The 24,133-nt window shown below is 56.4% G+C and carries 17 protein-coding genes; all 17 read right to left on the minus strand.

The features are described from left to right. On the minus strand, positions 1-2,672 hold a 2,672-nt coding region (locus JHD74_RS22165; RefSeq protein ID WP_199063512.1), incomplete at its 3' end, for a DUF6531 domain-containing protein. 55 nt (positions 2,673-2,727) lie between these two features. Next, a complete protein-coding gene (locus tag JHD74_RS22170; protein ID WP_074031872.1) occupies positions 2,728-3,156 on the minus strand; it encodes a DcrB-related protein in 429 nt (142 codons plus the stop codon). A gap of 23 nt (positions 3,157-3,179) precedes the next feature. Next, complete coding sequence (locus JHD74_RS22175) at positions 3,180-5,066, minus strand: type VI secretion system tip protein VgrG (protein WP_370592693.1); 1,887 nt, start codon at positions 5,064-5,066, stop codon at positions 3,180-3,182. Between the two features lie 388 nt (positions 5,067-5,454). After that, positions 5,455-6,843 (minus strand): VasL domain-containing protein, encoded by a 1,389-nt coding sequence (locus JHD74_RS22180; RefSeq protein ID WP_199063513.1) that lies wholly within the window; start codon positions 6,841-6,843, stop codon positions 5,455-5,457. 60 nt (positions 6,844-6,903) lie between these two features. Continuing rightward, on the minus strand, positions 6,904-10,437 hold the full coding sequence (tssM, locus tag JHD74_RS22185) for a type VI secretion system membrane subunit TssM (protein ID WP_199063514.1): 3,534 nt from the start codon (positions 10,435-10,437) through the stop codon (positions 6,904-6,906). 31 nt (positions 10,438-10,468) lie between these two features. Then, positions 10,469-11,863: a type VI secretion system protein TssA gene (gene tssA / locus JHD74_RS22190; RefSeq protein ID WP_024529710.1), complete on the minus strand. Its 1,395-nt coding sequence runs from the start codon at positions 11,861-11,863 to the stop codon at positions 10,469-10,471. A 5-nt stretch (positions 11,864-11,868) separates the two neighbouring features. Beyond that, positions 11,869-12,534 (minus strand): type VI secretion system-associated protein VasI, encoded by a 666-nt coding sequence (gene vasI / locus JHD74_RS22195; RefSeq protein ID WP_074031869.1) that lies wholly within the window; start codon positions 12,532-12,534, stop codon positions 11,869-11,871. 2 nt (positions 12,535-12,536) lie between these two features. Next, positions 12,537-13,319, minus strand: coding sequence for a helix-turn-helix domain-containing protein (locus JHD74_RS22200; protein WP_065685187.1), 783 nt, complete (start codon positions 13,317-13,319; stop codon positions 12,537-12,539). Continuing rightward, the gene (tssH, locus tag JHD74_RS22205) at positions 13,316-15,919 is read right to left on the minus strand and encodes a type VI secretion system ATPase TssH (RefSeq protein ID WP_065685188.1); all 2,604 of its coding nucleotides are present in this window, start codon (positions 15,917-15,919) and stop codon (positions 13,316-13,318) included. The genes JHD74_RS22200 and tssH overlap by 4 nt, the downstream gene beginning before the upstream one ends. Positions 15,920-15,928: 9 nt before the next feature. Further along, positions 15,929-16,696 carry a type IVB secretion system protein IcmH/DotU gene (gene icmH, locus JHD74_RS22210; RefSeq protein WP_021178397.1) on the minus strand — a complete coding sequence of 256 codons (768 nt, stop codon included), beginning with the start codon at positions 16,694-16,696 and terminating at the stop codon, positions 15,929-15,931. Then, complete coding sequence (tssK, locus tag JHD74_RS22215) at positions 16,696-18,042, minus strand: type VI secretion system baseplate subunit TssK (RefSeq protein ID WP_024529707.1); 1,347 nt, start codon at positions 18,040-18,042, stop codon at positions 16,696-16,698. The genes icmH and tssK overlap by 1 nt, the downstream gene beginning before the upstream one ends. Positions 18,043-18,044: 2 nt before the next feature. After that, positions 18,045-18,551, minus strand: coding sequence for a type VI secretion system lipoprotein TssJ (tssJ, locus tag JHD74_RS22220; RefSeq protein ID WP_024529706.1), 507 nt, complete (start codon positions 18,549-18,551; stop codon positions 18,045-18,047). Further along, positions 18,548-19,852 carry a type VI secretion system-associated FHA domain protein TagH gene (gene tagH, locus JHD74_RS22225; RefSeq protein ID WP_024529705.1) on the minus strand — a complete coding sequence of 435 codons (1,305 nt, stop codon included), beginning with the start codon at positions 19,850-19,852 and terminating at the stop codon, positions 18,548-18,550. Before tagH ends, tssJ begins: the two co-directional genes overlap by 4 nt. 25 nt (positions 19,853-19,877) lie before the next feature. Next, a complete protein-coding gene (gene tssG / locus JHD74_RS22230) occupies positions 19,878-20,930 on the minus strand; it encodes a type VI secretion system baseplate subunit TssG (RefSeq protein ID WP_199063515.1) in 1,053 nt (350 codons plus the stop codon). After that, positions 20,894-22,708 (minus strand): type VI secretion system baseplate subunit TssF, encoded by a 1,815-nt coding sequence (tssF, locus tag JHD74_RS22235; protein ID WP_024529703.1) that lies wholly within the window; start codon positions 22,706-22,708, stop codon positions 20,894-20,896. Before tssF ends, tssG begins: the two co-directional genes overlap by 37 nt. Further along, positions 22,708-23,148 carry a type VI secretion system baseplate subunit TssE gene (gene tssE / locus JHD74_RS22240; protein ID WP_024529702.1) on the minus strand — a complete coding sequence of 147 codons (441 nt, stop codon included), beginning with the start codon at positions 23,146-23,148 and terminating at the stop codon, positions 22,708-22,710. The genes tssF and tssE overlap by 1 nt, the downstream gene beginning before the upstream one ends. A 6-nt stretch (positions 23,149-23,154) precedes the next feature. After that, the coding region (gene tssC / locus JHD74_RS22245; protein ID WP_199063516.1) for a type VI secretion system contractile sheath large subunit at positions 23,155-24,133 on the minus strand (979 nt) is incomplete at its 5' end.

Below are 24,133 nucleotides of genomic sequence, written 5' to 3' on the forward strand. Positions count from 1 at the left end.
CCCCCCCCCCCCCCCCCCCCCCCCCCCCCCCCCCCCCCCCCCCCCCCCCCCCCCTTTTCAAGCAGAAGACGGCATACGCGATGATACCTCCTGTCTCGTGGGCTCGGAGATGTGTATAAGAGACAGGGGATAACCTCAGCCGTGATCAAAGCATTCACTTTATTATATTGATAGGCCGTTATCGCTGTAGCGGTGGTTTTTTCTGACAGCATCCCCGTCTGATTGTAGGCAAGCAAGGTTTCAGACTTTGGATGTACGCCTTTGTCCTGACTATCACCACGATGGATAACCCGAGCCAGTTGCCCTTGCTCATTATAACGATAATGCTTGGACGTTCCGTCAACACGCAATTCGGTTAACAGGCGGCCTATGGCATCGTAGCGGAACTGGTACTGCCCCCCATTGGCATTATTCAGTTTGGTCAACAACCCATGGCGGTCATATTGATAAATGAGCTGACGCCCGATCCGGTCAGTGTGGGTATGCAATAAACCCTGCGTATCGTATCCCCACCGTGTAACCTGTCCCGCAGCATCCGTATGGCGGATCAGTAATCCTCGGCTATCCCAACGCCATTCTTCCTGCGTATTATCCGGGAAGAGAGCCTGTATCAAGTTACCCTGCCCGTCATACCGATAGCGGGTACATTGGCCAAGGCTATCGGTGACCGAGTCCAGTTGCCCCAACACCGTGTAGCTATACGCCGTCAGATTGCCCGAACAATCCAGATAATCCAGTAATTGCCCCCGCTTATTCCAACTTAACTTGACCACGCCGCCAGTGGCATCCGTTATCGTTGTCAGTTCGGCCGCAGTGTTATAGTCATAATGGGTTTCATTGCCCAGGGGATCACGATAAACGCTTGCCAGCCCTTTCTCGTTATAATCGGTACTCCAGTGAGAACCATCAGGAAGTTCATAACGGATAAGGTTAAAACTGTTACGATGATAATAACGCTGTGTTTGCTGGCCAGTTGGGTCAATCTCTGCCGTGACACGCCCTAATTCATCATATTTCCAGCCAATGGTCGCTCCGCCAGGTAGTTTCATTGCCGTTAACTCGGCCTGTTCGTTGTACTCCATCTGGTATACTCGACCATCAAAATCGGTATAGGCCAACACCTGTTGTGCGTCATTATATTGCCACTGCGCCTGGATGTTCTTTTCTTTATATACCGTAGTAATTTTTTCAGCATCATTGTAAACAAATCGGTTTTTGTCGCCTAAGCTGGTCTCGGTCTCGATAATACGGAAGGTCTCGCCTATCAGTGCCCACTGATAGGTAATTCTTAAACCACTTCTCAAACGCTGTTCTGTCATCCGTTGTTCGTGATATGCAAACTCACGCTGCAACTGATGTTGCCCATCCAATACCCTGGCCAGTTGTCCTTCATCCGTATAAACATAGCTGACTAACGGGTGGGCTTCTTCAGGCTCACTATCGGCAATAAACCAGATTGAGCCCAGACGGACCCCTTGTTTAGACGGAATATATACAAAACGCAAGGTATTATGGCTGCTGTCTTTTATCGCAACCAACCTGTCCTGCTGATAAATCAGTTGCGTCCATTGTCCCTGGCGGTTTTCTATTCTCTCTAAACGGGCCTTACCTTCCTCATCTGGACGGCTAAATATCAAATAGAAGTCATCCGAACCACAGATGCAAATCCGCCCATCAGGTAAACCAGTGATGAATTTCTTTTCATCATAGTTATAAATTTTTTCAGCTTCATCTACGCGAGGAAAGGGCACTTCTCTTCCCATAGCATCATGATAAATGACATGCTCCTGGCTGAACGTCAGGTGTTGCTCCCATTCAGAAAGCCAGCCTTTGCCCAACAGTCCCTCAGTCTGTAAATCGCTGCGGTAATACCGCTGTCCTGAAAGAGGTAGATGGGCAGGCAGCATAAAGTCGTTATCCTCACCTTCGAACAACAACTTTTGCCCGGTAATAACATCGACAGGATATCCAAAATAGCCGCCAATGCTTTTCCCCAGACTATCAATGGCAGGTGCGACAACATAGTGGTTGAGCGCTTCCCCGGCCACAAAGCCCGCAGCAAACTTCATCGCGCAACGTGCTCCTGCCGTCAACCCCTGTTTTATTGCCCCCGCCAACCCACCGACAAATTCCGCCACGTCGAACGCAGTGCCAACGCGATCATACCACTCTTGTGATACCTCATCCTGAACAGCTAAATAACGGACAGTTCCTCCACCAATAGCAACATTCGTTGAGCCAGTGGCAATGGCTGCTCCGCAAGTGAGCTTATCGTCAACCCGCGCAGCTGCTTTACTGTTGATAAACACACTGCCAGAGCCTTCCGCTACCTGGGGTTGAGGTGAGTGCTTGCTGCATGCTGCCGTACTCAACTCGACCCTTACGGCACCCAGGCTGTTGACCCTGACATTTTTTGAGGCCTCTACCAGTTTCCCTTCCACACTGGAAAACATGCTGCCTATCGATTTACCTAGCTCCGCCAACCCCCAAGCGGTCTGTTTTGCGGCAGGCATAACCAGAAGGCCCAGTACCAGCCCTACCACCAAACCGCACCCCGAAAGCATAACGGCCGCAGCAACGATAACCAGGCAGCCGAGCAACGCACCGGCAAGAAATCCCGCCAATGCGCTAGTATGTTTAATATCATCATGTAAACGTGCCGCTTCAAGCATGATATCTGTCCTTAGTATTTTTAAATTTTCCCTGTCTTGCCTGTATGAGTGCGCTTTACGTCCGCAACTCAAAACCTGACAGCAAATCTTGCCAACACAGCTCAGCCTGCTCTTCGAAAGGCAAACTTCGCGTCAGCGTCAATACCAGTACTTTTTTATCGTTAACAATAAATCCGGCCTGACGTTGGAAAACCTCGGACTTGTTGTATTTGTAGCGACTTTCAATCTGAATCCCTTCTATGGCGGTCTTAGCGCCCCCCAAAAACGCCGATTTCTTGTCCAGCATTTTATATCCAGGAAGCCGTTTTTTTAGCTCACCCAGTTGGCGCACGACATACTCATTAATGCCTTCATTCTCTTCCAATACATCACGGATGACCGTCAAACTAAGCTGTTTATCACCGCCAACGCCTTGCAAAACCGTGGTACTTTTATCTTCGAAACCTGCGGGAACAGTAAATCTGCCCTCATTTATCTGATACATTTTTTAGAGCCTCTTTTACGTGATCACTCAGGGTTGATATCAACAACGGTACCTTTGATCAGTATTCCGTCTTTATTTAACTGAATAACGCTCGACGCGCCAAAACTCAACGTTATCGACTCTGTGGTCATGATGATATTCCCTGCTCCAACCTCAAGTTCAATCTGTTGCGTTGCCGTGTAGAGCTGTGTGCCCGGAGAATCGCCTTCGGCTTTGACTTGAACGAAGTTAGCAGTGGTGCTGCGAAGCAATTTGACATCCTCAACCAGGCTACCCTTGCTGATATTCTTGACTTCATTACCTAACGCCACCGTGAGTATTCTGTTTCCCTTTTCAACCATGTTCGTCTGGTTATCTTTAACCGTCGTACTCATATCCTTCTGGGCATGCATAAACAGCCCCTCACCCCCCTTGGCATCCTCGAACCGCAACTCGTTGAAGCCCTCGCCCTTATGGGTCTTGGAGCGGAACGCCATCTGGGTCTTGCTGGCCGGCAGCGATCCCGGCGGGATATTGTTGGCGTGATAGGTACGCCCGGTGACGATCGGTTGGTCCGGATCCCCATGCAGGAAATCCACCACCACTTCCTGGCCGATACGGGGGATAGCCAACATCCCCCAACCCTGCCCGGCCCACGGTTGAGTCACGCGGATCCAGCACGAGCTGTTGTCGTTGCTTTTACCGTAGCGGTCCCACAGGAATTGCAGGCGGATACGGCCGAACTCATCACAGTAGATTTCTTCCCCGGCTGGGCCCACCACCATCGCGATCTGCGGGCCGTCCATCGCCGGTTTCGGCATCGGCGTCGGTCGCCAGGTTTGGGTGTGCGGCAGGAAGACGAACTGGTTGCTCAGCGTGGTGCCTTGCCCACCTGACTCCTGCTCCAACGCCTGGGGCTGGCTGCCGCTGTGCTGAATGCTCAGCAATTGCCACTGGTGGTTCAAATCACCACGCGGGTGGCTGGTCAGCGTAAACAGAAGGCCCGGCTGTAGGGTAAAGTCGTTACTCTGCCCATTTCCCAGGTTGGCATCGTTGCGCAGGGCTTCCAGGCGGTAATGGGTAAAGGCCTTGCCGTGCTGTTCGTCTTTGAAACGCCCGGGGAAGTCGAAGTGTTCGTAGTCTGGCCGTTGGTTTTGCAGTTCGCTGGCCTGCTCATTAAAGGCCGCCGACCACTGCGGGTTTTTAAAGGTGTAATCCTTCAGCTCCACCACGGCGGTGCGCACCTGTGCGCTGCGGGTGAAAGTGGTGACGCACAGCTCCAGCGCCTGAGCGGCCACGCCCGGGTTATACGGCAGCACAGCGCCCTGCGGTAGGGTGCCTACGTCATCGGTATACACCACGATGTTTTTGCCTTCGGGGTATTCGAAGTAGTAGAACATCCCCTCTTCGGCGGCCAGCCGCTGGATGAAGTCAAAATCCGATTCCTGGTACTGCACGCAGAACTCACGGGCCGGATGGGGGTTACGCAAGCCAAAGGCAAAATCGGTGATGCCGTTCTCTTTCAGCAAGGTGGTGATGATGCTTTCAATGCTCTGCTGCTGGAAGATACGCGAGTTGCGCCGCAGCGTGGTGCGCCACAGTGCCGGGCGGATCACCATGCTGTAACGAGTCTGGTGCAGGCCGGTATCGCCCTGTTCAAAGCTCGCCACCATGCCGGTGATGCTGCGTTGCAACACCCCTTCACGCTTGATCTCCAGCGTCGCATCCTCATCCAGCACCGCGGCAAAGTCGATGGCCGGATCGGCACTGGCCAGGCCTACGTTCAGCACGAACGGTGAGGAGAGCATCTCGGTCAGGCTGAAATCCACCACCACAAAGGTCTGCGGAGGCAGGTTCGCCGTGGAGAGCGTAAACTGCAACCCGCTCGGTTCCGCGCCGCCCATCAGGGCACTGGCAGCCGAGGACGCCATCGCCGTGGCGCTGCCGCCGCTGGCAAAGTTCATCGGCTTCACGCCCGCAGATGAGGCCATGCCCGCGGCACTACCACTGCTGACAATGTTCATCGGCTTCACACCTGCGGATGAGGCGATGCCCGCTGCGCTCCCCCCGCTGACAATGTTCTTCGGATTGATGCCTACGGATGAGGCTATCGAACCGGCCTTTTTGGCAATATCCGCCGCCTGCGATACCACCTTGCCCGCCTTGCCGCCTACAGCGCCAGCCGCGGCTCCCACCATATCCACCACCTGATCGCCACTGACTGACGGCGTCTCCGTGGCCACAATGTTCTTCGGCTGCACGCCCCCCTTGGGGGCGTCTTTCTTATCATCAGCAAACATATCTTTTCCTTCCTGGAGGTTAGCGGGCAGGTGCTGCCTGCTGCGTGAGTTGGTGATAGCGACTGAGCAGTGCATTCCAGCGCTCGTCTATCTGCTTGAGCAGCACCGGTGAAGCCGGTTGTTGTTGTTCCACCGAAACCGCCAGCTGCCGCAGCAACTCTTCCAGCGGCGTTTCACGGTTCAGTTCACTTTGCATCTGATAAACCTGCGTTTTCAGATAGGAAAGCGTCAGGCTGCCGCGCGTTTTTTCCTGTTCAAGCAGCTTGTCCGACAGCGCCTGCAAGCGCTGCTGCACCTGGAAATAGCTGTTGTCGGCCCGCTCGCTGCCGAGTCGCGCCTGTAGCAGCCGTTGCCAACGTTGGCTTTGGGCAATCTGCTCCGGATCGGTCGGCCACAGTTGGTTGGCCAGCGCCACCGAGGCATCGGCGGTACGCAACCCGGCCAACGGAGAAAGATTTTCCAGGGTGTTCAATTGCTGGCCGTAGCCGTCCAGAGTGGGTTGGGCCAGCCACAGCTGCACCGAACCTTCTGGGGTGGCGGACAACCCCGCCAATCGTTCCTGCATCGGCTTAACCTGCATCAGGTAAGCCGCACCGGCGACCACCAGGCTGCACAGCACACCGCCGCCAAATCCCCAAGCCGTCGCAGCGCGTTTGGCCGCTTTGGGTATGGCCGGTGGTGGCGGTGCAAAACGCACCTCCACATTGGGCAGCGGTTGTTCTTTTGGCGGCGGCACGGGTTCTTCATAGGCCGGAGGCGGTTCATTCGCGGCCGGTTTTGCTCCTGAGAACAGGGTGCGGATCGGCTCCGCTTCGGGCACCGAGAGATACACCATCGAGGGCATCTTCAGCGGTTGCGCTGGCGGCTGTTTGGCCGCTTCATGGGCGGCTTCCAGCCGTTTGGCGGTGTTCTGCATCAGGTACAGCAGGTTTTCAATGCGCGGTACGCGCTTTAGCTCGACCTGTTGCAGTTTGTCGCACAGCAGTTGCAGTGCCCGCTCGGCGCGATACACCAGGCGCAGGTCGTCAATGCCGAACTCGTGCTGGCGCAGTTGGCTACCGACGCGGGCGTTGAACCACTCCAGTATTTCCGAGCGGGCCTGGGGCTGCTCTGGCCACAATCGCTCCCATTGGCTAACGACCATACCCGCCAACAGCTCGCAGCTTTCGGTAAACCCGGCCAGCCCGTGCCTTTGGGTACGCGCCAGGGCGTAGTACACCGTGGTTTGCAGATCGACCCCGTTGGTACGGAACAGCGTCAACGCCAGCGACTCAATCAGCCGCCAGTTAACCTCTGGCCGTGCCGGGTGGTTGATCTTGTTGATCTCTTCACGAATGGCGCTGAACTCCGGCCAATGGCGCGGATCGCCGCCGGTTTGAATGATGATATTTTCTGAGGCTTCGCTCATGCGGACTCATCCTTAAAGCGTCTCTCTGCCAAGCGCGGCAGAGAGACGGAATAACAACGATTAATACAGCGTGTCTGGCAGGGTGAACTTGCTGAACAGACCGCCAGCGAACGGGTTGTCGGACTCATCCACATGGATGCGGTAGGTCATCTCGCCGCCGTCCACCTTGAAGCGGACATCGAACGAGTTGGTGCCGACGTTGGTCAACTCACCGGCGTTGATCAGCCGCAGCTGTGCCCAAGGGCCGCTGAAGGTGATGCTGCGCGGGGACTTGCCGTTTTCATCCGGGACCAGCGTTACCTTGCTTTCTACCCCGGCCCGCATGGAGTTAGGCCAAACCAGATGCACCATGTTGCTGCGGCCATGGGCGTAATCCAGCAACTGCCCATCCAGATTCAGCACGCTGCGGCGTTTGTTGCCGCTCAGTACCACCGGTTCGATGGCGAACTGAGTGCCCAGGCCGTTTTGTGCCGAGAAGAAGGTTTCGCGGATCTTCTGCGCCTGCGTCAGCTGTTGCAGCACGTCTGGGCGGATTAACAGTTGCCCGTCGCTGCCACTGCTCAGGTTGTTATCCACGAACGGCTTCAGGTTCTGCTGGTAGAAGCTATCCAGGGTGCCTTTCGGGCCGAAGAAGCGTTCAAACTCGCTCAGCGGCACGTCCTGCTGCGATTTAGGATCGAACGGATAACGGCCAGCCAGGTAGGTCTGATACTGTTTCACCACCGTCTCGTTCCACTCGACTTCCAACGATTGGATGGCTTCCATCATCACTACGCGCCAGGCTTGTTCGGCCAAATCCCCTACCCAGCGGTTCAGCGGTTCCGGCAGGTTTTTCGCCAACTGCTGAACCTCGAAGATCGGGTCGCTGCTGTTTTGATCCAGGCGCAACTGTACCGCCTTCATGGCCGCTTTACCCGGTGCCGGTGAGTTTTGGATCGCCAGCAGGTAACGGTGCAGTTCGGTCAGTTTTTGGTAGACGCTTTGCAGCACGCTGCCTTTGTCACCGTTCTCCACCAGCACGCCGGTTTCTGGCGCGAACTCGCGGTTGACGCGGCCCAGCAGTTGATAATCAGATTTTTGCATCAGTTCCTGGCGTTCTTTACCCTGCAACGCGTCAGGCACCGCAGGCAAGCGGGTATTATCACTCAGCGTCTGCAAGGCACGGCGGAAAGGCTGCTCGCCGCTGATCACCTGCTCGATGGCGCTGATCGCCTGCGGCAGATCTTCAAACTCACCGACCGACAGGTTATTCATCGCCGCACGCCAGGTGGCGGTATAGTCACCGATATACTGCTCGGTCACCTGCCGCTGGATCTCTTTGCGATCCGCCTCGCTATACTCGACGTTTTTGCTGAGATTCAGCACCCAGCTGTCCATCACCGTCAGATCGACCAGTTGGTCATTCTGCTTGGTGAAGTAGTTCTGCAAACCGTTGCGCGTCAGGAACTGCGGCACCACCAGCAGGCGATCGTTGTTGGAGATAAAGATGTCGTCAAAGCTGGCTCCGATCTGATCGCGCAGGTTCAGGGCCGGAGGCAGCGCGTCCTGTGCCTTGATGCGCAGGTTCTGGTACACCCGCTGATAAATCGACAGCTTGCTCAACTCGCGCTGTGCCAGCTGGATCGGCTGGCGATAAGGGATAAAGTTCTTGACGGCAACCTGATCGCCACTTTCCCGCGCGGCACGCCAATCGGTGTGCTTGAGCGCATAGTCCAGATGGCCCATCAACTGCTGTTGCAATTCGCGCTGGCCGTTAAACTGCTGGCTCCAGCGGTCGCCCATATACTGTTCCACCAGCGCAATATTGCGGCCACTGCCGTCTTCCAGCATGCGCATCACACGCAGTATTTCGAGTTTCTCTTCGCTACCTGGAGGTGCCGCATTCAACTGCTCCAACAGGCCACTCATCAACGTCGGAACAAAGCGCTGCTGCAACAGTTGCAGATAGGTGCTTTCCACATAAGGGCCGATGTTGTTGCCTTGATACAGGCCCATGTCCGCCAGCAGGCTGTTGCGCTCATGGTAGTTGCCGTAAGCCAGCGTGGCGTCACGGATCGGGTTCAGCAACGGCAGTTGCAGATTGCCATAGCGATCGTCACCCTTCGGCGTCGGGATGGAGAGGAAGGTTTTGGCCTGGGCAAGGACCTCTTGTCCGGCACGGTAGTTGCTTTGATAGTAGTATTGCCAGCAACCCCACAGCGTCAACGCCACCACGGCCCCCACGCAGGAGAACACCATCAGGCGTTTTCTGGAGTTACGCAGCCACAGGCCGTTTTCGCCCGCCAGATTCGGTTCCGCCAGCAACACCTGATTAAACAGCTCTTTGGTGAAGTACGGGGTCGTTTCGGCGACCGGCCAGGTTGGGAAGGCCTGCGGTGACAGGTGATACTGCACGGCGGCAGACTGGGTAAACACGTCATCCATCTGTCCGCGCTGTTGGGCAGATGTCAGGTAGATGCCGCGTAACAGCGGCTGTTGATGATCGCCGCTGTAGAGGATCCCCTCCAGCAGTTGCACCACATACTCTTGCATGCCCTGCATCTGGCGGGTAAAGCTGAACAGCTGGCTACGTTGTCCTGCATCGACGCCGTTGAGCATCATGTCTGGCATTGCGCCGTTCAACTGGGCGATCCATTGCTGCCAGAACTGCTGCAACTCTTTGCGCCACACCTCCGGCTCGGCGGCGTTCAGGCTGAATGTCACCCCCAGCACCGCTTCGCGCTGGGCCTTATCCAGCGTCTGGTACATCGCTTCAAACCCGTACAGCAGGTCCAGTTTGGTAAACACCACGTACAGCGGCAGTTGGCTATGCAGCGCCTGGCGCACATCCTGCAAACGCTGATGGAGGCTGGCAACCATGTTTTCGCGTTGAGCCTTGTTCGCCGTCAGCAGTTGATGCAGATCGACGGTGAGGATCAGGCCGTTCAGCGGCTGGCGTTTACGGTGTTCAACCAGCCAGTTCAGCAGGCTTTGCCACAGGCGGCTATTGAGCGCCGCTTTGCCCACGATGGACAGCGTTGGCTGCTCGATCAGCTCACCTGCCGGATCGATCAGCACCGCCTGTTCACCCAGCCAGCAGCGCACGCGCAGCTCACCGGCGTCTTCCACGCTGGTCAGTTCCGGGCTGGCGATTTCGGTCAGCTTGTAGCCTTCTTTGATCAGGGTGCTTTTGCCGCTGTTGCGGGTGCCAATCACCATGTACCAAGGCAGGCGATAGAGATAAGCCGGGGTATTCAGCCGCCGTTGCAACTGCTGCTTCCAGACGCCCAGATACTGGTCCTGCTGTTCGATATCGGCCAGGATCGGATCGTCGACCTGCGTTTTAGCCTGCAGCTGCAGCTTTTCCAACTGCTGTAAACGCCGCACCATTTTGAAGGTGAGCCAGCACACCGCCAGCAGCACCACCAATGCCGTCACCAACCAGCGGCTCAGCAAAGGTTCGAACGGTTGGTAATCCTTCAGCTTCCATTCCGGCCCGTAAATCCAGACCCAAATCAAGCCGATACAGGCCAACAGCGCCAGCACCACCGGCACCGAGGCTTTGATGCGTGGAATGGCCGGTCTGGCAAAATGAATAAATGAGGGCAATTTCATGCGTTAACGCTCCTGTTCCCTTCCCTGGCCATCACGGCTTGAGCTGCCGCTGCTTGTCTGTCAGCAAGGCGATCAACGCCGGTTCCCATTCGCTTAGCTGCACTTGCTGCCCCACCTGCAACAGGTTGTGGTAGTGCTGCTGTGCCAGCGCCGTCATCCCCGCTTTTTCCAGTAACTGGGCGCTGAGCAATTGCAGGTAAAAACGGTCCCTGGGTTCGGATTGCTGCGATTGCCGATCGATCATCTGTAACGCGGCTTCCAGTCCTTGCTGTTGATAGCATTGCCAAATTTCATCCTGTTCAATAGTGTTACCTCCCCCTTTGGCACCCGTTTCCTGCTGTAACCAGCTGGCAGATTCAGGGGAGAGGAATGGCGTCATATCGGTAAAATAAAGGGTGGTTAACGCCGGCATCCGCTCGATAAAAGCGCTCAGCTCGTCACGTATGGCCTGCGCAACCCCTGTATATCCCAGCCGAATAGCGATCTGCGCCGAAAGCGCGTGGCCATCCAGCCAGTAAGGTGCCAGTGCCAGGCTCTGTTCCACCTGTTGCCACAGGGCCAGATCCGCAGTGGCCACGCGCCCCAGATAATCGGCCATGCGATCGACAGAAACGGCGGCCAGCGGCGTGCGCCCATCGGCCTGCGCTATCGGTGGCGCGGTCAAGCTGCCCCACAGGGCATGGCGACGCAGGCGAAAACCAATGGCGGCCTCGGGGTGCAGTTCACACAGCAAATCCGCCATTTTCAGCAGCGTTTGCCGCCAGGCTTTATCGCTGGAGTTATCAATGCTCAGGCTGGGGCTGATCGTTCTGCCAGCAGAGGCTGATGTCGATGCCGAACCAGACTGAGGGCGTTCTTCCTCCTCAACCACCGGTTCAACGGTGCGAGTAGGCAACCGCGCGTAGCTGGCACGCAGGCTATCCACCTCTTTCGCCAGGGCCGGTTCCTCGCTGTGCCAAACCTGGGCCAGATGTGCCAGCAAACCTTGCACATCCTGGCGTTGGGCGTCCGTCGCCCGTTGGCTAAAGCTGCCGCTGGCGCTGTCAAAACGCTTGAGGATCTGCTGGGCAAAGCGGCGCTTATGCAGCGGGTTCAACGGCCAGGCACTGGTCCAGAAGTTCTGCACGTAAGCGGTCAGCAAGGAGATCGCCAGCATCAGGTCGCCCGGTTCACCGCCGTGCTGCAAGGTACGCAGCAGGTGCACCACCAAACGGAAGTCTTTGCTTTTTTGCGACAGCAGAGCCATCGCCTGCTGCTGAAGGTCATCGATATTCAGCGAGCTGTGGGTCAGCGAACCCACTTTGACCATCTGGCTGTCGATATGCTCCCATTGCGGATCGTCATCGGCCAACGCCTTGGCGGTCTGCTCGGGCGTCAGCGGTGTCAGCAATAATGCATGCCAGGGATGTTGTGACGTGCTATCCATAGTCCTCACCAGTGGCAGGCGTTACGCAGCGGTTTCAGCGCTGGCGTTAACTGCGAAATATTAAATGTCAGACGGGGTAACCCGCCGTTGGTACCGTCGATCGTCAGCGTCTGCGCCGACATCAACCGCTTGATCTCATCAATACCGGCCAGGCCCCGGCTGGATTCCAGCAAATAGCCGTTTTCACGCAGGAACCACTGCACGTTAAACCTGTCGCTATCCGCCGTTAGCGTCACCGCACCGTCTTTTTGCGGGCCGACCAAGGCGATCTGCAAACGGGTAATGTTGTCGATGCAGCTCAGCATCAACACCGGCCGCGGTGGCGGCACACCAATCGCGGGCGTGGTCAGCACCACCTGCGGGTTGTTGCCCTGCCCTTCGCTTATCAGGAATGCCGTCGAATGATCGCGGCGGCCTTTTTCCTGCGCCATGGCTCGCTGCCAGGCTGGCCCAGCCTCTACCTGACCTGGGTTGTCGCCGCTGGCCGCTGACAACGCGTTGTCGTAGCAGTCCAGACGCACCAGCGGCGAGCTTTCACTGCGGCAGTTCATCAGCAACGCCAACTGATGCGCATCCCCTTCGGGCTGCGACAGCGAAAGGCCGCTTAGCCACTCGGTGGCTGAATTGCTGCCGGAAAGCAGTAACGAACCGATCAATAACCACGTATTCATAGCTAACACCTGTATTTCGCCAACTTGTAACCCAGGGTGCGCGGCGTGATCCCCAGGCTGTCGGCGATGCGGTTTTTGTCATTGCCGTACAGACGCTGGCGCTGCGTCAGTACCGCGGCTTCAAACGCCTCCACCGCGCTAGACAGGTCATCTATCTTGCTGTAATCGCGTGATAGTTCTGGCGAGGTGGAAACGTCGGAGGTACTCAGCGAGACCATCAGCTCATCCAGCTGTTTTTCACGCACCTTGAACATCGAACGCAGCTGGACCAGTTGCGATCGCAGATGCTCCACCTCTTGCAGCTTGTTGAGGCGGTGCTGAAAAATCTGGCAATAGATGGAGAACATGCCGCGGCTGTCCACAAATCGATCGATCTCCTCGGCAAACACCGCTATCACCCCGCAGGCCCGCCCCTGGAAATCAAACAGCGGTACGCCATACATGCTGCAACCGTTGGGCAACGCCTCAATAAAGCCGCGAAAGCCGTCATCTTCGATGCGCACTCCGCGATTGAGCGCGTACCAGACTTCGGGCGCGCCATTACGCAGCACCCGCACCAACGGGTGATTGGTGTCTTCGATATCGGCTTCCAGCTTCACCGTGGCACGACGGTTGGCATCAGACAGGCGCAGACATTCCAACTGCCCCTCGCTGGCGTTGAACATCGCCACCATCAAGCCGTCAAACCCGTGACGGTGGTGATCCAGCGTCAAAAAGCCATGGACCAAATGCTCGACCGAATCGTTTTCCAGCAGCGCCAGTAAGCATTTCAGCCGTTGCCTCATAGCGCCTCCTCGACCTGTGCGGTAAACGCATTTCCCTCCGTGGCAATGCGGATATGGCTGATTGCCGTACCTGCCGCCATTTTTTGTAACAGCAGTAGGGAAACCGGTGGCAACAACGCCCCGTCGATAATCGACTCCAGCATGCGCGCCCCGTTCTCGGCACGGGTGGCGCGCAGCAGGATCTCGTCGATTACCTCAGGCTCAATCACCACTTCGGCGTTAAAGCGCTGACGCAGCAGGTTATCCAGGCGTTTGAGCTTGCCGTGGATGATGGTTTGCAGCGTGTCTTTGCCCAGCGGCAGGTACGGCACTACTTCCATACGCGCCAACAGGGCCGGTTTGAAGAAGGCCGCCAGCTCGGGGTACAGCAATTCGCCCAGCAGTTCCGGCTGTTCGGCGTGATCGACAATGGTCTGATAACCCAGGTTAGAGGTCAGGAAGAACACCACGTTCTTGCAGTCGATGATGCGGCCTTCGCCGTCGGCCAGTTCACCCTTGTCGAACGCCTGATAGAACAGGTTGAGCACGTCGGGATGGGCTTTTTCGACTTCGTCGAGCAGCACCACCGAATAGGGTTTCTGGCGAATGGCTTCAGTCAACACGCCGCCTTCGCCATAACCCACATAGCCCGGCGGTGAGCCGATCAGGCGCGAAACGGTGTGTTTCTCCTGGAACTCGGACATGTTGATGGTGGTGAGATAGTGGCGCCCGCCGTACAACAGCTCGGAGATCTGCAATACGGTCTCGGTTTTACCGACGCCGCTTGGCCCCACCAGCAGGAAAGCCCCCATTGGGCGACCCGGACGGCGCAAATCGGCCCTGGCGGTCAGCAGATGCTGATGCAGGCAGTGGATCGCGGTTTCCTGGCCTTTGATCTGTTCGCCAAGATACGTTGGCAGCTCGGTAACCACCGACAATTCGCTCTGCGACAGGCGGTTTAACGGCACGCCGGTCCACTCGGCGATCACCGCCGCGATCTGATGTTTATCCACGTGTGGAGACACCAGGGTTTGATGCTGTTGCAGTTGTTCCAGCTCAGCGCCCAGCGCAGCCAGATTAATAGCCTGTTCTTCCGTCGCGTTTTCTTCCTGCGTCAGCAGCTCTGCCCGCAGGGCGATGATCTGCTGCACCAACTGCTGCTGGGTTTGCCAACTGGCATTCAGGTCTGCCAGTTGCTGTTCGATCTCAGCGCGCTGCTGTTGCAACACCGATAAACGCTCATCCGGCTGGCTCAGGTTGAGGCGCTGCTCACGCTCCAACATCTGGATTTCCATCGCCTGCTGATGCAGCTGCGTTTTCAATGCCGACACCTGGCGCGGTGCCGAAGTCAGGTTGATCGCCACCCGCGCGGCGGCGGTATCGAGCACGTCGATGGCCTTGTCCGGCAGTTGGCGGCCAGAGAGATAGCGATCACTAAGCACCGCCGACGCTTGTAGTGCCTCGTCGTCGATCAGCACGCCATGCGCCTTCTCATAGATAGTGCGCAGGCCGCGCATGATCACCGTGGCCTCTTCAGCACTCGGCTCAGAGACTTTCACCAGTTGGAAACGGCGCGACAGCGCGGCATCTTTCTCAAAATACTTTTTGTATTCGCTCCAGGTGGTGGCGGCGATGGTTTTCAGCTCACCGCGCGCCAACGCCGGTTTCAACAGGTTGGAGATATCCAGGCCACCCTGCTGATTGCCCGCGCCGATCAGCGTATGGGCTTCATCAATAAACAGGATGATCGGCGTGGCCGACTGGGCAACTTCCGCCATGATCCCCTTGAAGCGCTTTTCGAACTCGCCTTTGACCGCAGCACCGGCCTGTAACGCGCCGAGATCCAGCGTCATCAGTTCGCTGTTGCACAACTTTTCCGGCACCTGGCCGTCCACGATGCGCAGCGCCAGGCCTTCGATCAGGGCGCTTTTTCCTACGCCAGCCTCACCCACCACGATTGGGTTGTTCTTGCGGCGGCGGCACAGGATATCGATCATCAGATCGATTTCTTCATCGCGGCAAAGCACCGGATCCAAGGTACCTTTACGGGCCTGCTCGGTCATATTGCTGGCATAGCGCGCCAGCAGGCTTTCACCATTGGCGGCGGCAGCGGCGGTTTTATCGCCCGCTTTCGCTACCCGAGGGGCTTCTGCGGAATCGGCGGTCCAGTCAGCAAAGTTCTGGCGCAGCAGTTCGCGGTTCACCGGGGATAACAACCGGCTGGCCGCCGGTGTGAGATAACGCATAGGGCTCAGCAGTAAGGTCAACAACATCACCCCGCCGCGCAGCTGGCTGTGATCCATTTCGGCCGACGCCAATAACCAACTGTCCTGCAACCACTCCACCAGCAAAGGGGAGAAGCTGGGATAAGCCTGAGTGACCGACTGATAGCCGGAAATACGTTGATCGAGCGACTCACGCAATGCGTCAGTGTCCACGCCAGCATGATTAAGGATCACCCTGACGTCGCTTAAGGGGCTGGCGACCATCTGCATTAATACCTGCGAGACCGTCACTTCCGCTTCCTGCAGGCTGACGCAGTGAGCCGCCGCCGCCTCCAGTGCATGGCGGGCGATGGGATTAAGGCGGTTTACCAGCGTGGGCAAGTCAATTTGAATCATCTGTGCTTCCTAGCTCAATAAATTGTTTAGCTGCTGCAAAATATCCTGAGTCTGTCCATGTAACTGGATGGCATAAAACAGGTAAATCACCGTCAACAGGCCTAAGCCACCCCATAGCAGATGCTTGATGGTCAACCGTTTACTCAGGTAATAGCGCCCGCCGGTGCGGCTTTGTTTCTGGTGCAAGACGGTCGCGGGGGCTTCACCGCGCAGCTGTTGCAGTTGGTGATGCAGCCGACGGAACAGCCGTTCAAAGTCATCGCTGTTTTGCAATGTCACCTTGTAGCGGCCGCGATAACCCAGGCAGAAACACAGGTAGATGAACTCCAGCAGATCCTGATAACGTTTGGGTTCACCCATCAGGCGCTCCAGCAGGACGTACACCTTCTCGCCGCCCCAGGTTTCGTTATGGAAATGCACCAGCAAGGACTGCTGCAACCAGCCGTTTTGCGTATTCCAACCGTGCCCTAACGCCGTCTCATCGATAAAGGTACAAAGCACGTAGCGGAACGAAACGATCGCCCCTGGCTCGTAGCCTTTGGTTTGCAGAAACTGCTCAATGGCGCGGATATCCGTCACCACCTGCTGATAAAGCTGGTCTGGCAGCGGCTGGTTTTCCATGTCCTTCAAGCGCAGCACCATGCCGAGTAACGGCGTGGCGGCATCCACCATCGCATTCAGGCTCTCGCCGCGCAGCGGGAGCTGATATTGCCGATACGAAGTGACGGTTTCCGTTTCGGGCAGCGCGGGGTTATCCGTGACGGCATGCATTTTCATTAGCTGCTCCTAATCGCCCAGAACTGCATATCCAGTTCAGGGAAGTCACCCGAAACGTGGAAGGCAATCGCGTTGCTTTGCAGGACCTCTTTCCAGGTCGGGCTTTGTCGATCCAACATGAAGTAGGTATAGCCGGAATGGTAAGGCAGTTGACGCGGTGCGGCAGAGAGCGCCACCAGCGGCACACCTGGCAGTTGCAGGCTAACCAGCTCACGGATTTTCTCCAGCGAGGTGATCTTGGTTTGCTGCACGAATTGGCGCCGCAGTTGTTCCTGCGGGATCTGCGCCCGGACGGCCAGCACAAAGTCGGCGCTGCGCAACAGATCGCTGTCGTTGATCGTCCCCACACGAATGCCGTTAGGCTGTGGATGCAGCTGTACCGAGATGGCACGCGGTGTCAGTACCGTGCTGAGCGTTTGACGCATCGCCAGGAACAGCGGCTGGAAGCAGTCGGTCAGGTTGTCATGGTTATAGACGATGAAGCTGCCCGCCAGACGTGATTCGTCGGTAAAGGTGCGCAACTCGCCGCAGGTTTGCACCAGGTGGCTATAAAAATCCTGTGGGTGCAGCACTGCCTGATGGGACAGATGGGTGAATAGTGGCTGCATGCGGTTGAACACCTGCAGCATCATAAATTCGGCCACGTCGGCAATCCCCTGCTGGCCCGGCGAACCGATACGTTTGGCCAGCAACCGGGCGCGCTCCACCAAGGTGCCTTCCACTTCATCCATGAAGTCTTTCAACTGTACGGAAGCGTGCAGGGTGGTGCAGGTAGGAATAAATTCTTCATCCAGGATCAGCGAGCCGTCCGGGTGCTTCTCTTTGATGCGGCAGACCGGCAGCACGGAATAGGCGCTGAGATCTTCAGATCCCTGCATCAAACGCGGCGCAAGCTGGGCCAGCAGCAATTGGCTGACATCGCCGCCGTCGGTGTGCAAATCGCGCACGTCATCGGTATGTTCGGCGTAGCGGATCGCCCCAGGCAGTTGGCTGTGCGGACTGGCAACCTCATTGATGGTGTCGTTGAGCATCGGCAACGCCAGATAGATATCGCGGCTGGCGGCATCGTTGCAGTTCAGTACATCCAGCGGCTTGGGCGAGCAATCCTGATAAGGAATATCAAACACCGTGCCATCGGCCATGCTACCGCTGGCGTTGGTCAAGCCGATACGCCCCAGCTTGAGCAGTTCCTGATTGATCTGCAGCGAGTGGAAGCCATAGGTGTAATTGGTCAGCGCGGTGATGCGGCGCTGCAGCTGATAATCGTTATGTCTTTGTTGCTGTTGAAAGTGTTGTGGCTTAATGAACAGGCCTTCGCGCCAGATCACCCGATTCTTGGTCGGCATGGTTATTCTTCCTCTTTCCTTAAGTCGATTTCATCCGCTTTAACGTGGATCAGCACGCCGTAGTTATGACCAACATCGCTGAGCTTGATGATTTTTTTCCATTCAGCGCGATCAACGTCGGCATAGTAGGCAATCACCCCCAGATAGTGGGTCTTCTCTTCCAGCTCAATGGCGGGTAACGGTTTATATTGGCTCGGCAGCAGGGTGTATTCCTGGTGGTCGATGTAGTTCTTACTGAGCGTTTTCTTCAATATTTCCGTGTCGAGCTGGTCGTAATCGGCCGCCAACAGTTTGGAATCGTCGCTCAGGTACACCACCGCAATCTCGGTCGGCGCGGCCTCACCTTTCTCATTGGGGTTGATGTTCGCGTCCGCCAGCAGCGTTAACCGCAGCGTAGAAGGCTGCTCGGTAACGCGCTCCGGCTTCTTGTTTTTCCATATCGTGCATCCTGACAGCATCAGCACCAGGCATAGCGCAGTCGTCAGAAAGTATCCTCTGCCACCTTTCATCGTTCGCTGTCCTTCATCCCCTGGCGCAGCGCCTGGTCATAAGCCTGTTCATACACTTCGCCAAACAGCTTTTCGAAACCCTGCTGGCGGCTGGAGGCCAATTCCTGGTAGTAGTTTTTGTACATTTCCCAGGCCCAGGCGGAGTCTTGTTCCTGGCGCTCGTTGCTGCGCATGTAATGGCTAAAGCGCGTCAGCAACCGCTCTGGGGAGAAAGCTTCCAGCATGGTGCTCAACGCCTGGGCAATCGCCTGTTGGTTGGCCTGATGGTGCAGGCGCAGGTTATGCAGGCTCTCGGCCACCGCCGCCGGTGCGGAAAGGTGCACCGGGCTTTTTTGATCGGCAAACAGCAGGCTGAGGGTGGTGTCGTAATCCATATTCAGGCGCAGCGGGTTATCTTCGATTGGCCGCAAATGTTTGTCCCGCAGGCCGTGTTGGCTGCGCTGCAAGGCCAATAGCCCTTCAATGGCGGCCCTGAGCGTTTTGCCAGCTTCCTCGAGGAAGTCATTGGCCTCCTGGCTGTTGCGGATTGGCAGTTGCGCGCCAAAACCCCGCATCAGCGGCGTGATCGCCACGTGCTGCTGTTCCATCTTGCTGTCTGACGGTGCCTGCTGGCCGGAAAGAAAACTGCTGATTTGCGGCAGATCGATAAACTCCTGATCCATGGCACTGTCCTTGGTGATATCAGAAAGTGGAGAAGAGAACAGCGGATCGCGGTAGCGATCCTGTTGTAATGATTGATCGGCACCGGTGAGGGCGCTCAGAGGTTCGTGCATCGTCAGGCTCTCGGTTTCCAATACCCGCAGCGGGTCGTGACTGAAACCGTTGGCGACCGTGGCGGCGAGGCGGTTGTCCTGCTCATGGTGGGAAACCTGTGTATTGCCCCCTTCCATCATCGCTTCCAGCGGGTTGCTGTAGCTGGAGACCAGCGATTCTGGCGAAACCATCAGCGGATCGATCATATCGGCGCTCGAGCGGCTGATATGGCTCTTGATGGCCAGATTGCCTACGCTGATTTCATCACCTTGCTGGATGCGCACCAAACCGGAGTTTGCCGTCAGCATCGACTGGTTAATACTCACCGCACCGTTGAGCACCCGCAGGCAAAAGGACCCATCACGCCATTCAATGGCAAACTGTGAAGGGCTGATATTGCCGCCCTGATCTTGAATAGACCAATGATGGCTGCCGTCACTGCCAACCACCCCACCCTGTGCATTAAACAGGCTGCTGGCCGGTTTGCCACTTTCCAATCTGTCGCTATTGACGACTCGCAATGATAGCGTCGGTTGCTGTTTATCCATGATCTCTCTTCCTGAATCTTGATTGTCATTCCATAACGCTGATGGTTACGTGGGGCTGTTGCTCGGGTTCCCCGAGGAAGCTGGTCCAGCCCAGCAGGTTGTTTTGTTCTGTCCCCAGGATCATGCCGCCCACCTGCTGCTCTGCCAGACCCAGGCGTAAATCCCACGAAAACTGGTCGCGCATAATGAAAGCCACAAACATCTCTAACGGCTCGTAATTCTCCCCGTTAGGTAAAAATGACAAGAACTGTTCACGCGTCAGTTGGTTGAGGCACAACTGATATTTGCCACTGCGATCCGCTACCTGCGATCCCAGTGAGAAATTGACGCCCAGCACCGATTTCCCTTGGTATTTCTGGCCGCTGACCTTCACCCTGCCGCCCAGGCGATTCTGCTGCTCCGGGGCAATTTTGACCTTGCGCAGTTGCCAACTTTGCAGCGTCACATCCGCCAGGTTGAAACAGTGCGCCACCAGGCTGCAAATTACTTCCGGGGCACGCCCAGGGCTGGCCAGCAAGCCGGCATAGGCCAGCATTTTGCCGTGGTGGATGCGCAGTTTTTTGCGGGTCGCTTCGTTACTTAATCCCACTAGCGCAAACATGCGCTGCGAGACATCATCGTTACCACCCTCGTCAAAGCAGATGTAGTAGCGGTATTTGCGCCAAATCTGATGCAGCAGCGTTAACAGCCGGTGGTTGAACACGTTGAGAAAATCCGTCAGGCGGTTTTCATTCTGGGCATCTTCCCAGGCCAACGAATCCAGGTAATAACCGGGTAACGGCGACTGGCTGCCATGCAATCCAAGGAAAGAGACTTCCAGCTCAAACTGGCCGCGAGCGGAAGTCTCCAACGCGATCACGTCACGGGTTGGAAAAGCCAGGCTGGCGGTCGATTTAAAGCGGATGGCCTCATCGGCTGGCCTGGCTGAACCCGGGGATTTTTGCCACGCTACCGCCATTTGGTTGAGCAGCTCGACCAATTGGTAAAAGTTATAACGTGACACATCCAGCACTGGCTCCGGCGCTACGCCTTCACCCGCGCTTACATCAATGCATGTTGACCCGTCTGTACCGGCCATTGGTAACATTCCTGATTATCAAGATTGATGACTTTCAAAAGGTGGAACGAGTTGACGCTGGCATACAGGGAGAAGAAGCGTGCCAACACCGTACCAAACAGGTAGAGCTCACCTTCAGAACCAAAAGCGCTTTGCTCCAGCCAGAGGGTGGTTTGCAGGCCTCTGACCGGTAAACCACGGAACAACCTGTCGATCGGCTGGGTTTCGATACGCGAAATCGCGTCCAGTTTTTTTTGCGACGACCGAGCGGATTGCCGGTTGTGTACGCTGGGAAAATCATAGGTCTGCAGGATCTGTTTTAACGAATCCTTGTCCAGTAATGACATGTAGTTCAATGACATATTGGACAACAAAGACCATTGCAGGCTGCCATCCAACACCGGATACAGCGGTACCGAAGGCCGGGTAATATTACGGAAGGTGGCAAATGACGGGCCTGCTTGCGTCCGTTGGCAGATATCACCCACGCGTAGCGCCAGCGGTAATTCGCGGTTGGTACAGGTCATGCTGACCGACACGTTTTCTTGAGACAGCGCCACCTGCGTCTCATCACTGCGCACAAAGGAGATGTAATGCTCAAAGCCCTTACGGAACAGCGAGTTTCTCACCCGCAGGCGGTAATAGAGCATGTTGCGTTCCTGCGCAGGCTCCACCTGATGATGGAAACTTTCGAACGCAGGATAGCTTCTGGCCTGCCCCCGCCCGCTGCCCTTGGGATCTTTGCTTAACCAGCTCTCCACGCGATCGACCGAGAAAATCTCGTAGCGCTCAGGATGATGGTAGCTGGCACACAGCGGATATTCGGTTTGTGTGCCATCCAGGGCTATCGCCTCGCTGTCGCGTTTGAACAGATTCACCGCCGGGGTGCAGTTCAGGCGCAGGGTAGTTGGCCGTATCTTAACCTCAGGCGGCAATGGCTGGGAGAAATGCAGATTGAGGGTGAATTCGCTGGCTTTCAGATGCGCGGGGAAATCCACCACGCCGGCCACGTCAAAGAACAGGAAGCCTTCCGGGAAACAGAAATACTCCTGCAGGATACGGTAGCCAACATAGGCGTTTTTCGGATATGGCAATAGCGCATCTTCACGCTCAAAGCCCACCGGGTTGAAATCGAAGTCCGGCATCGGGATGGTGATGCCGTTGACCACCAGGTCGGCCCGTTCGAAATAGTGGCTGATCCAGAAATAGAGCTGGGTGCTGGTGTAACCGTCCTCACCCAGATAGAAACGCAGTTTATCGAGCCGCATTTCTTGCACGTTCAACTCTGCCTTGGCGCCAAAGTGAATGCTCAATATCCCCTGTTCGTTACTGTTGTTGACGGCGATATCCTGGATGCCCATCGGAAACAGCCAGACATCCCGACAGAGGGTGAAGCTGCACTGGGGCCCGTGTGTTTCGCTGTCGTTTTGCAACGCACCACGTTCCGCCCTTTGCGCAATCGGGACGCTCTCGATCTGGCTACCACGCTCGATCAACGTCGCTTCAGTGAGTGCACTGCTGTTCGGCGTGTATTCGACGATGGTCATGCTGGGCACTGGCCGCAAATAGTTCGGCCACAGCATATTCAGCAGGCCGTGTGTCAACTCCGGGAACTGGTCGTCGATCTTTTCGCGCAGATTGCCGGTCAGAAAGGCGAAGCCTTCCAACAGGCGCTCAACGTCCGGATCGGAACCCTGTTCGGATAAAAAGGCAGCAAGGTGCGGCCGTTCGATTGCGGCATCACGCCCTAGCTGCCGGAGATAATCCAGCTCATCCCTGAAGTACTTTTCGAACGACATTATGCTTCCTGGTTTAGGCAGTAACGGCGGTTGCTGTCCAATTGGATGTTGAACTCAACCACATCGCCGATATTGTCGAAATCAACGTGAGCACTGATATGGAAACTCAATAACAGTGGGTCCCCCTGATCCACCAGGGATTGAACGGCAACCTCGGAAATTCTTGGCTCGTAGCGCTCAATACACTCCTTGATGGCCTGCTCAATACTCTTACGGAAATCAGACGTGGTTGCCGTGGCATCATTGAGATCAATAACCCCCAGACCTGCAGCACTTTGGCAGGCTCCGGGGCGCGAATTGAGGACTTCGTTCAAATGCTGCTTGATTGAGATTAATAGCTCTTGAACACGGCTATGTGAGGAAGGGCCAAAGCCCTTCCCCTGGATACGCTCAAACAAGCTGGCAGAACTTCCTCGCTCCCAATTAAGAAGCGCAGCCATTGCCTGTTATTCCTTATCCAAACGACCAACCAGCGAGAGCTCGAAACTGGCTCCCATGTATTTGAAGTGTGGACGCACCTGCATCGCCACCTGGTACCAGCCCGGATCCCCTTCGACATCCAGCACCTGGATCTGAGCAGAGCGCAGAGGACGGCGGCTGCGGACATCGGTCGGTGGGTTTTCCTGATCGGCAATGTATTGCTTGAGCCAGATGTTCAGCTCACGCTCCAGATCCTGACGCTCTTTCCACGAACCAATCTGCTCACGCTGTAGCACTTTGATGTAGTGAGCCAGACGGTTGATGATGAACATGTACGGCAGTTGGGTACCCAACTTGTAGTTGGTTTCCGCCATCCGCCCTTCATGGGTATTCGGGAATACCTTCGGCTTTTGGACCGAGTTGGCCGAGAAGAAGGCCGCGTTGTCGGTTCCTTTGCGCATGGTCAGGGTAATAAAGCCCTCTTCCGCCAGCTCAAATTCACGACGATCGGTGATCAGCACTTCGGTCGGGATCTTCGCCTGTACCTGGCCCATCGCCTCATAGAGGTGAACCGGCAGGTTGTGCACCGCACCACCGCTTTGTGGCCCGATAATGTTCGGACACCAGCGATACTTGGCGAAGCTGTCTGTCAGGCAGGCTGCCAGCAGGAATGCGGTGTTGCCCCACAGGAAGTGTTCGTGATCCTTGCTGACGTCTTCGTAGTAGTTGAAATTCTTGATCGGGTTTTCAACGGTGGAATACGGCAAACGCAGCAGGAAACGTGGCGTGGTCAGGCCCAGATAGCGGGAATCTTCCGACTCGCGCAGCGCACGCCATTTGGTGTGTGCTGGCCCTTCGAACACCGACTTCATGTCTTTGATGGCTGGCAGCTCGGTAAAGCTGTTGATACCAAAGAAGTCCGGCGCAACGCTGGAAAGGAACGGCGCATGTGCCATGGCCCCAACGGCGCTGACGTATTGCAGCAGCTGTCTCTTATACACATCT

Origin of the sequence: Serratia sp. ASV30, assembly GCF_016428815.1 — a bacterium.
Lineage (GTDB): Bacteria > Pseudomonadota > Gammaproteobacteria > Enterobacterales > Enterobacteriaceae > Chania > Chania fonticola_C.

Bases quoted from the DNA above. Each gene is read 5' to 3' on its own strand.
- JHD74_RS22170 (WP_074031872.1), bottom strand. From the start codon at position 3,156: ATGTATCAGATAAATGAGGGCAGATTTACTGTTCCCGCAGGTTTCGAA.
- JHD74_RS22175 (WP_370592693.1), bottom strand. From the start codon at position 5,066: ATGGCGTCCTCGGCTGCCAGTGCCCTGATGGGCGGCGCGGAACCGAGC.
- JHD74_RS22180 (WP_199063513.1), bottom strand. From the start codon at position 6,843: ATGAGCGAAGCCTCAGAAAATATCATCATTCAAACCGGCGGCGATCCG.
- tssM (WP_199063514.1), bottom strand. From the start codon at position 10,437: ATGAAATTGCCCTCATTTATTCATTTTGCCAGACCGGCCATTCCACGC.
- tssA (WP_024529710.1), bottom strand. From the start codon at position 11,863: ATGGATAGCACGTCACAACATCCCTGGCATGCATTATTGCTGACACCG.
- vasI (WP_074031869.1), bottom strand. From the start codon at position 12,534: ATGAATACGTGGTTATTGATCGGTTCGTTACTGCTTTCCGGCAGCAAT.
- JHD74_RS22200 (WP_065685187.1), bottom strand. From the start codon at position 13,319: ATGAGGCAACGGCTGAAATGCTTACTGGCGCTGCTGGAAAACGATTCG.
- tssH (WP_065685188.1), bottom strand. From the start codon at position 15,919: ATGATTCAAATTGACTTGCCCACGCTGGTAAACCGCCTTAATCCCATC.
- icmH (WP_021178397.1), bottom strand. From the start codon at position 16,696: ATGAAAATGCATGCCGTCACGGATAACCCCGCGCTGCCCGAAACGGAA.
- tssK (WP_024529707.1), bottom strand. From the start codon at position 18,042: ATGCCGACCAAGAATCGGGTGATCTGGCGCGAAGGCCTGTTCATTAAG.
- tssJ (WP_024529706.1), bottom strand. From the start codon at position 18,551: ATGAAAGGTGGCAGAGGATACTTTCTGACGACTGCGCTATGCCTGGTG.
- tagH (WP_024529705.1), bottom strand. From the start codon at position 19,852: ATGGATAAACAGCAACCGACGCTATCATTGCGAGTCGTCAATAGCGAC.
- tssG (WP_199063515.1), bottom strand. From the start codon at position 20,930: ATGGCCGGTACAGACGGGTCAACATGCATTGATGTAAGCGCGGGTGAA.
- tssF (WP_024529703.1), bottom strand. From the start codon at position 22,708: ATGTCGTTCGAAAAGTACTTCAGGGATGAGCTGGATTATCTCCGGCAG.
- tssE (WP_024529702.1), bottom strand. From the start codon at position 23,148: ATGGCTGCGCTTCTTAATTGGGAGCGAGGAAGTTCTGCCAGCTTGTTT.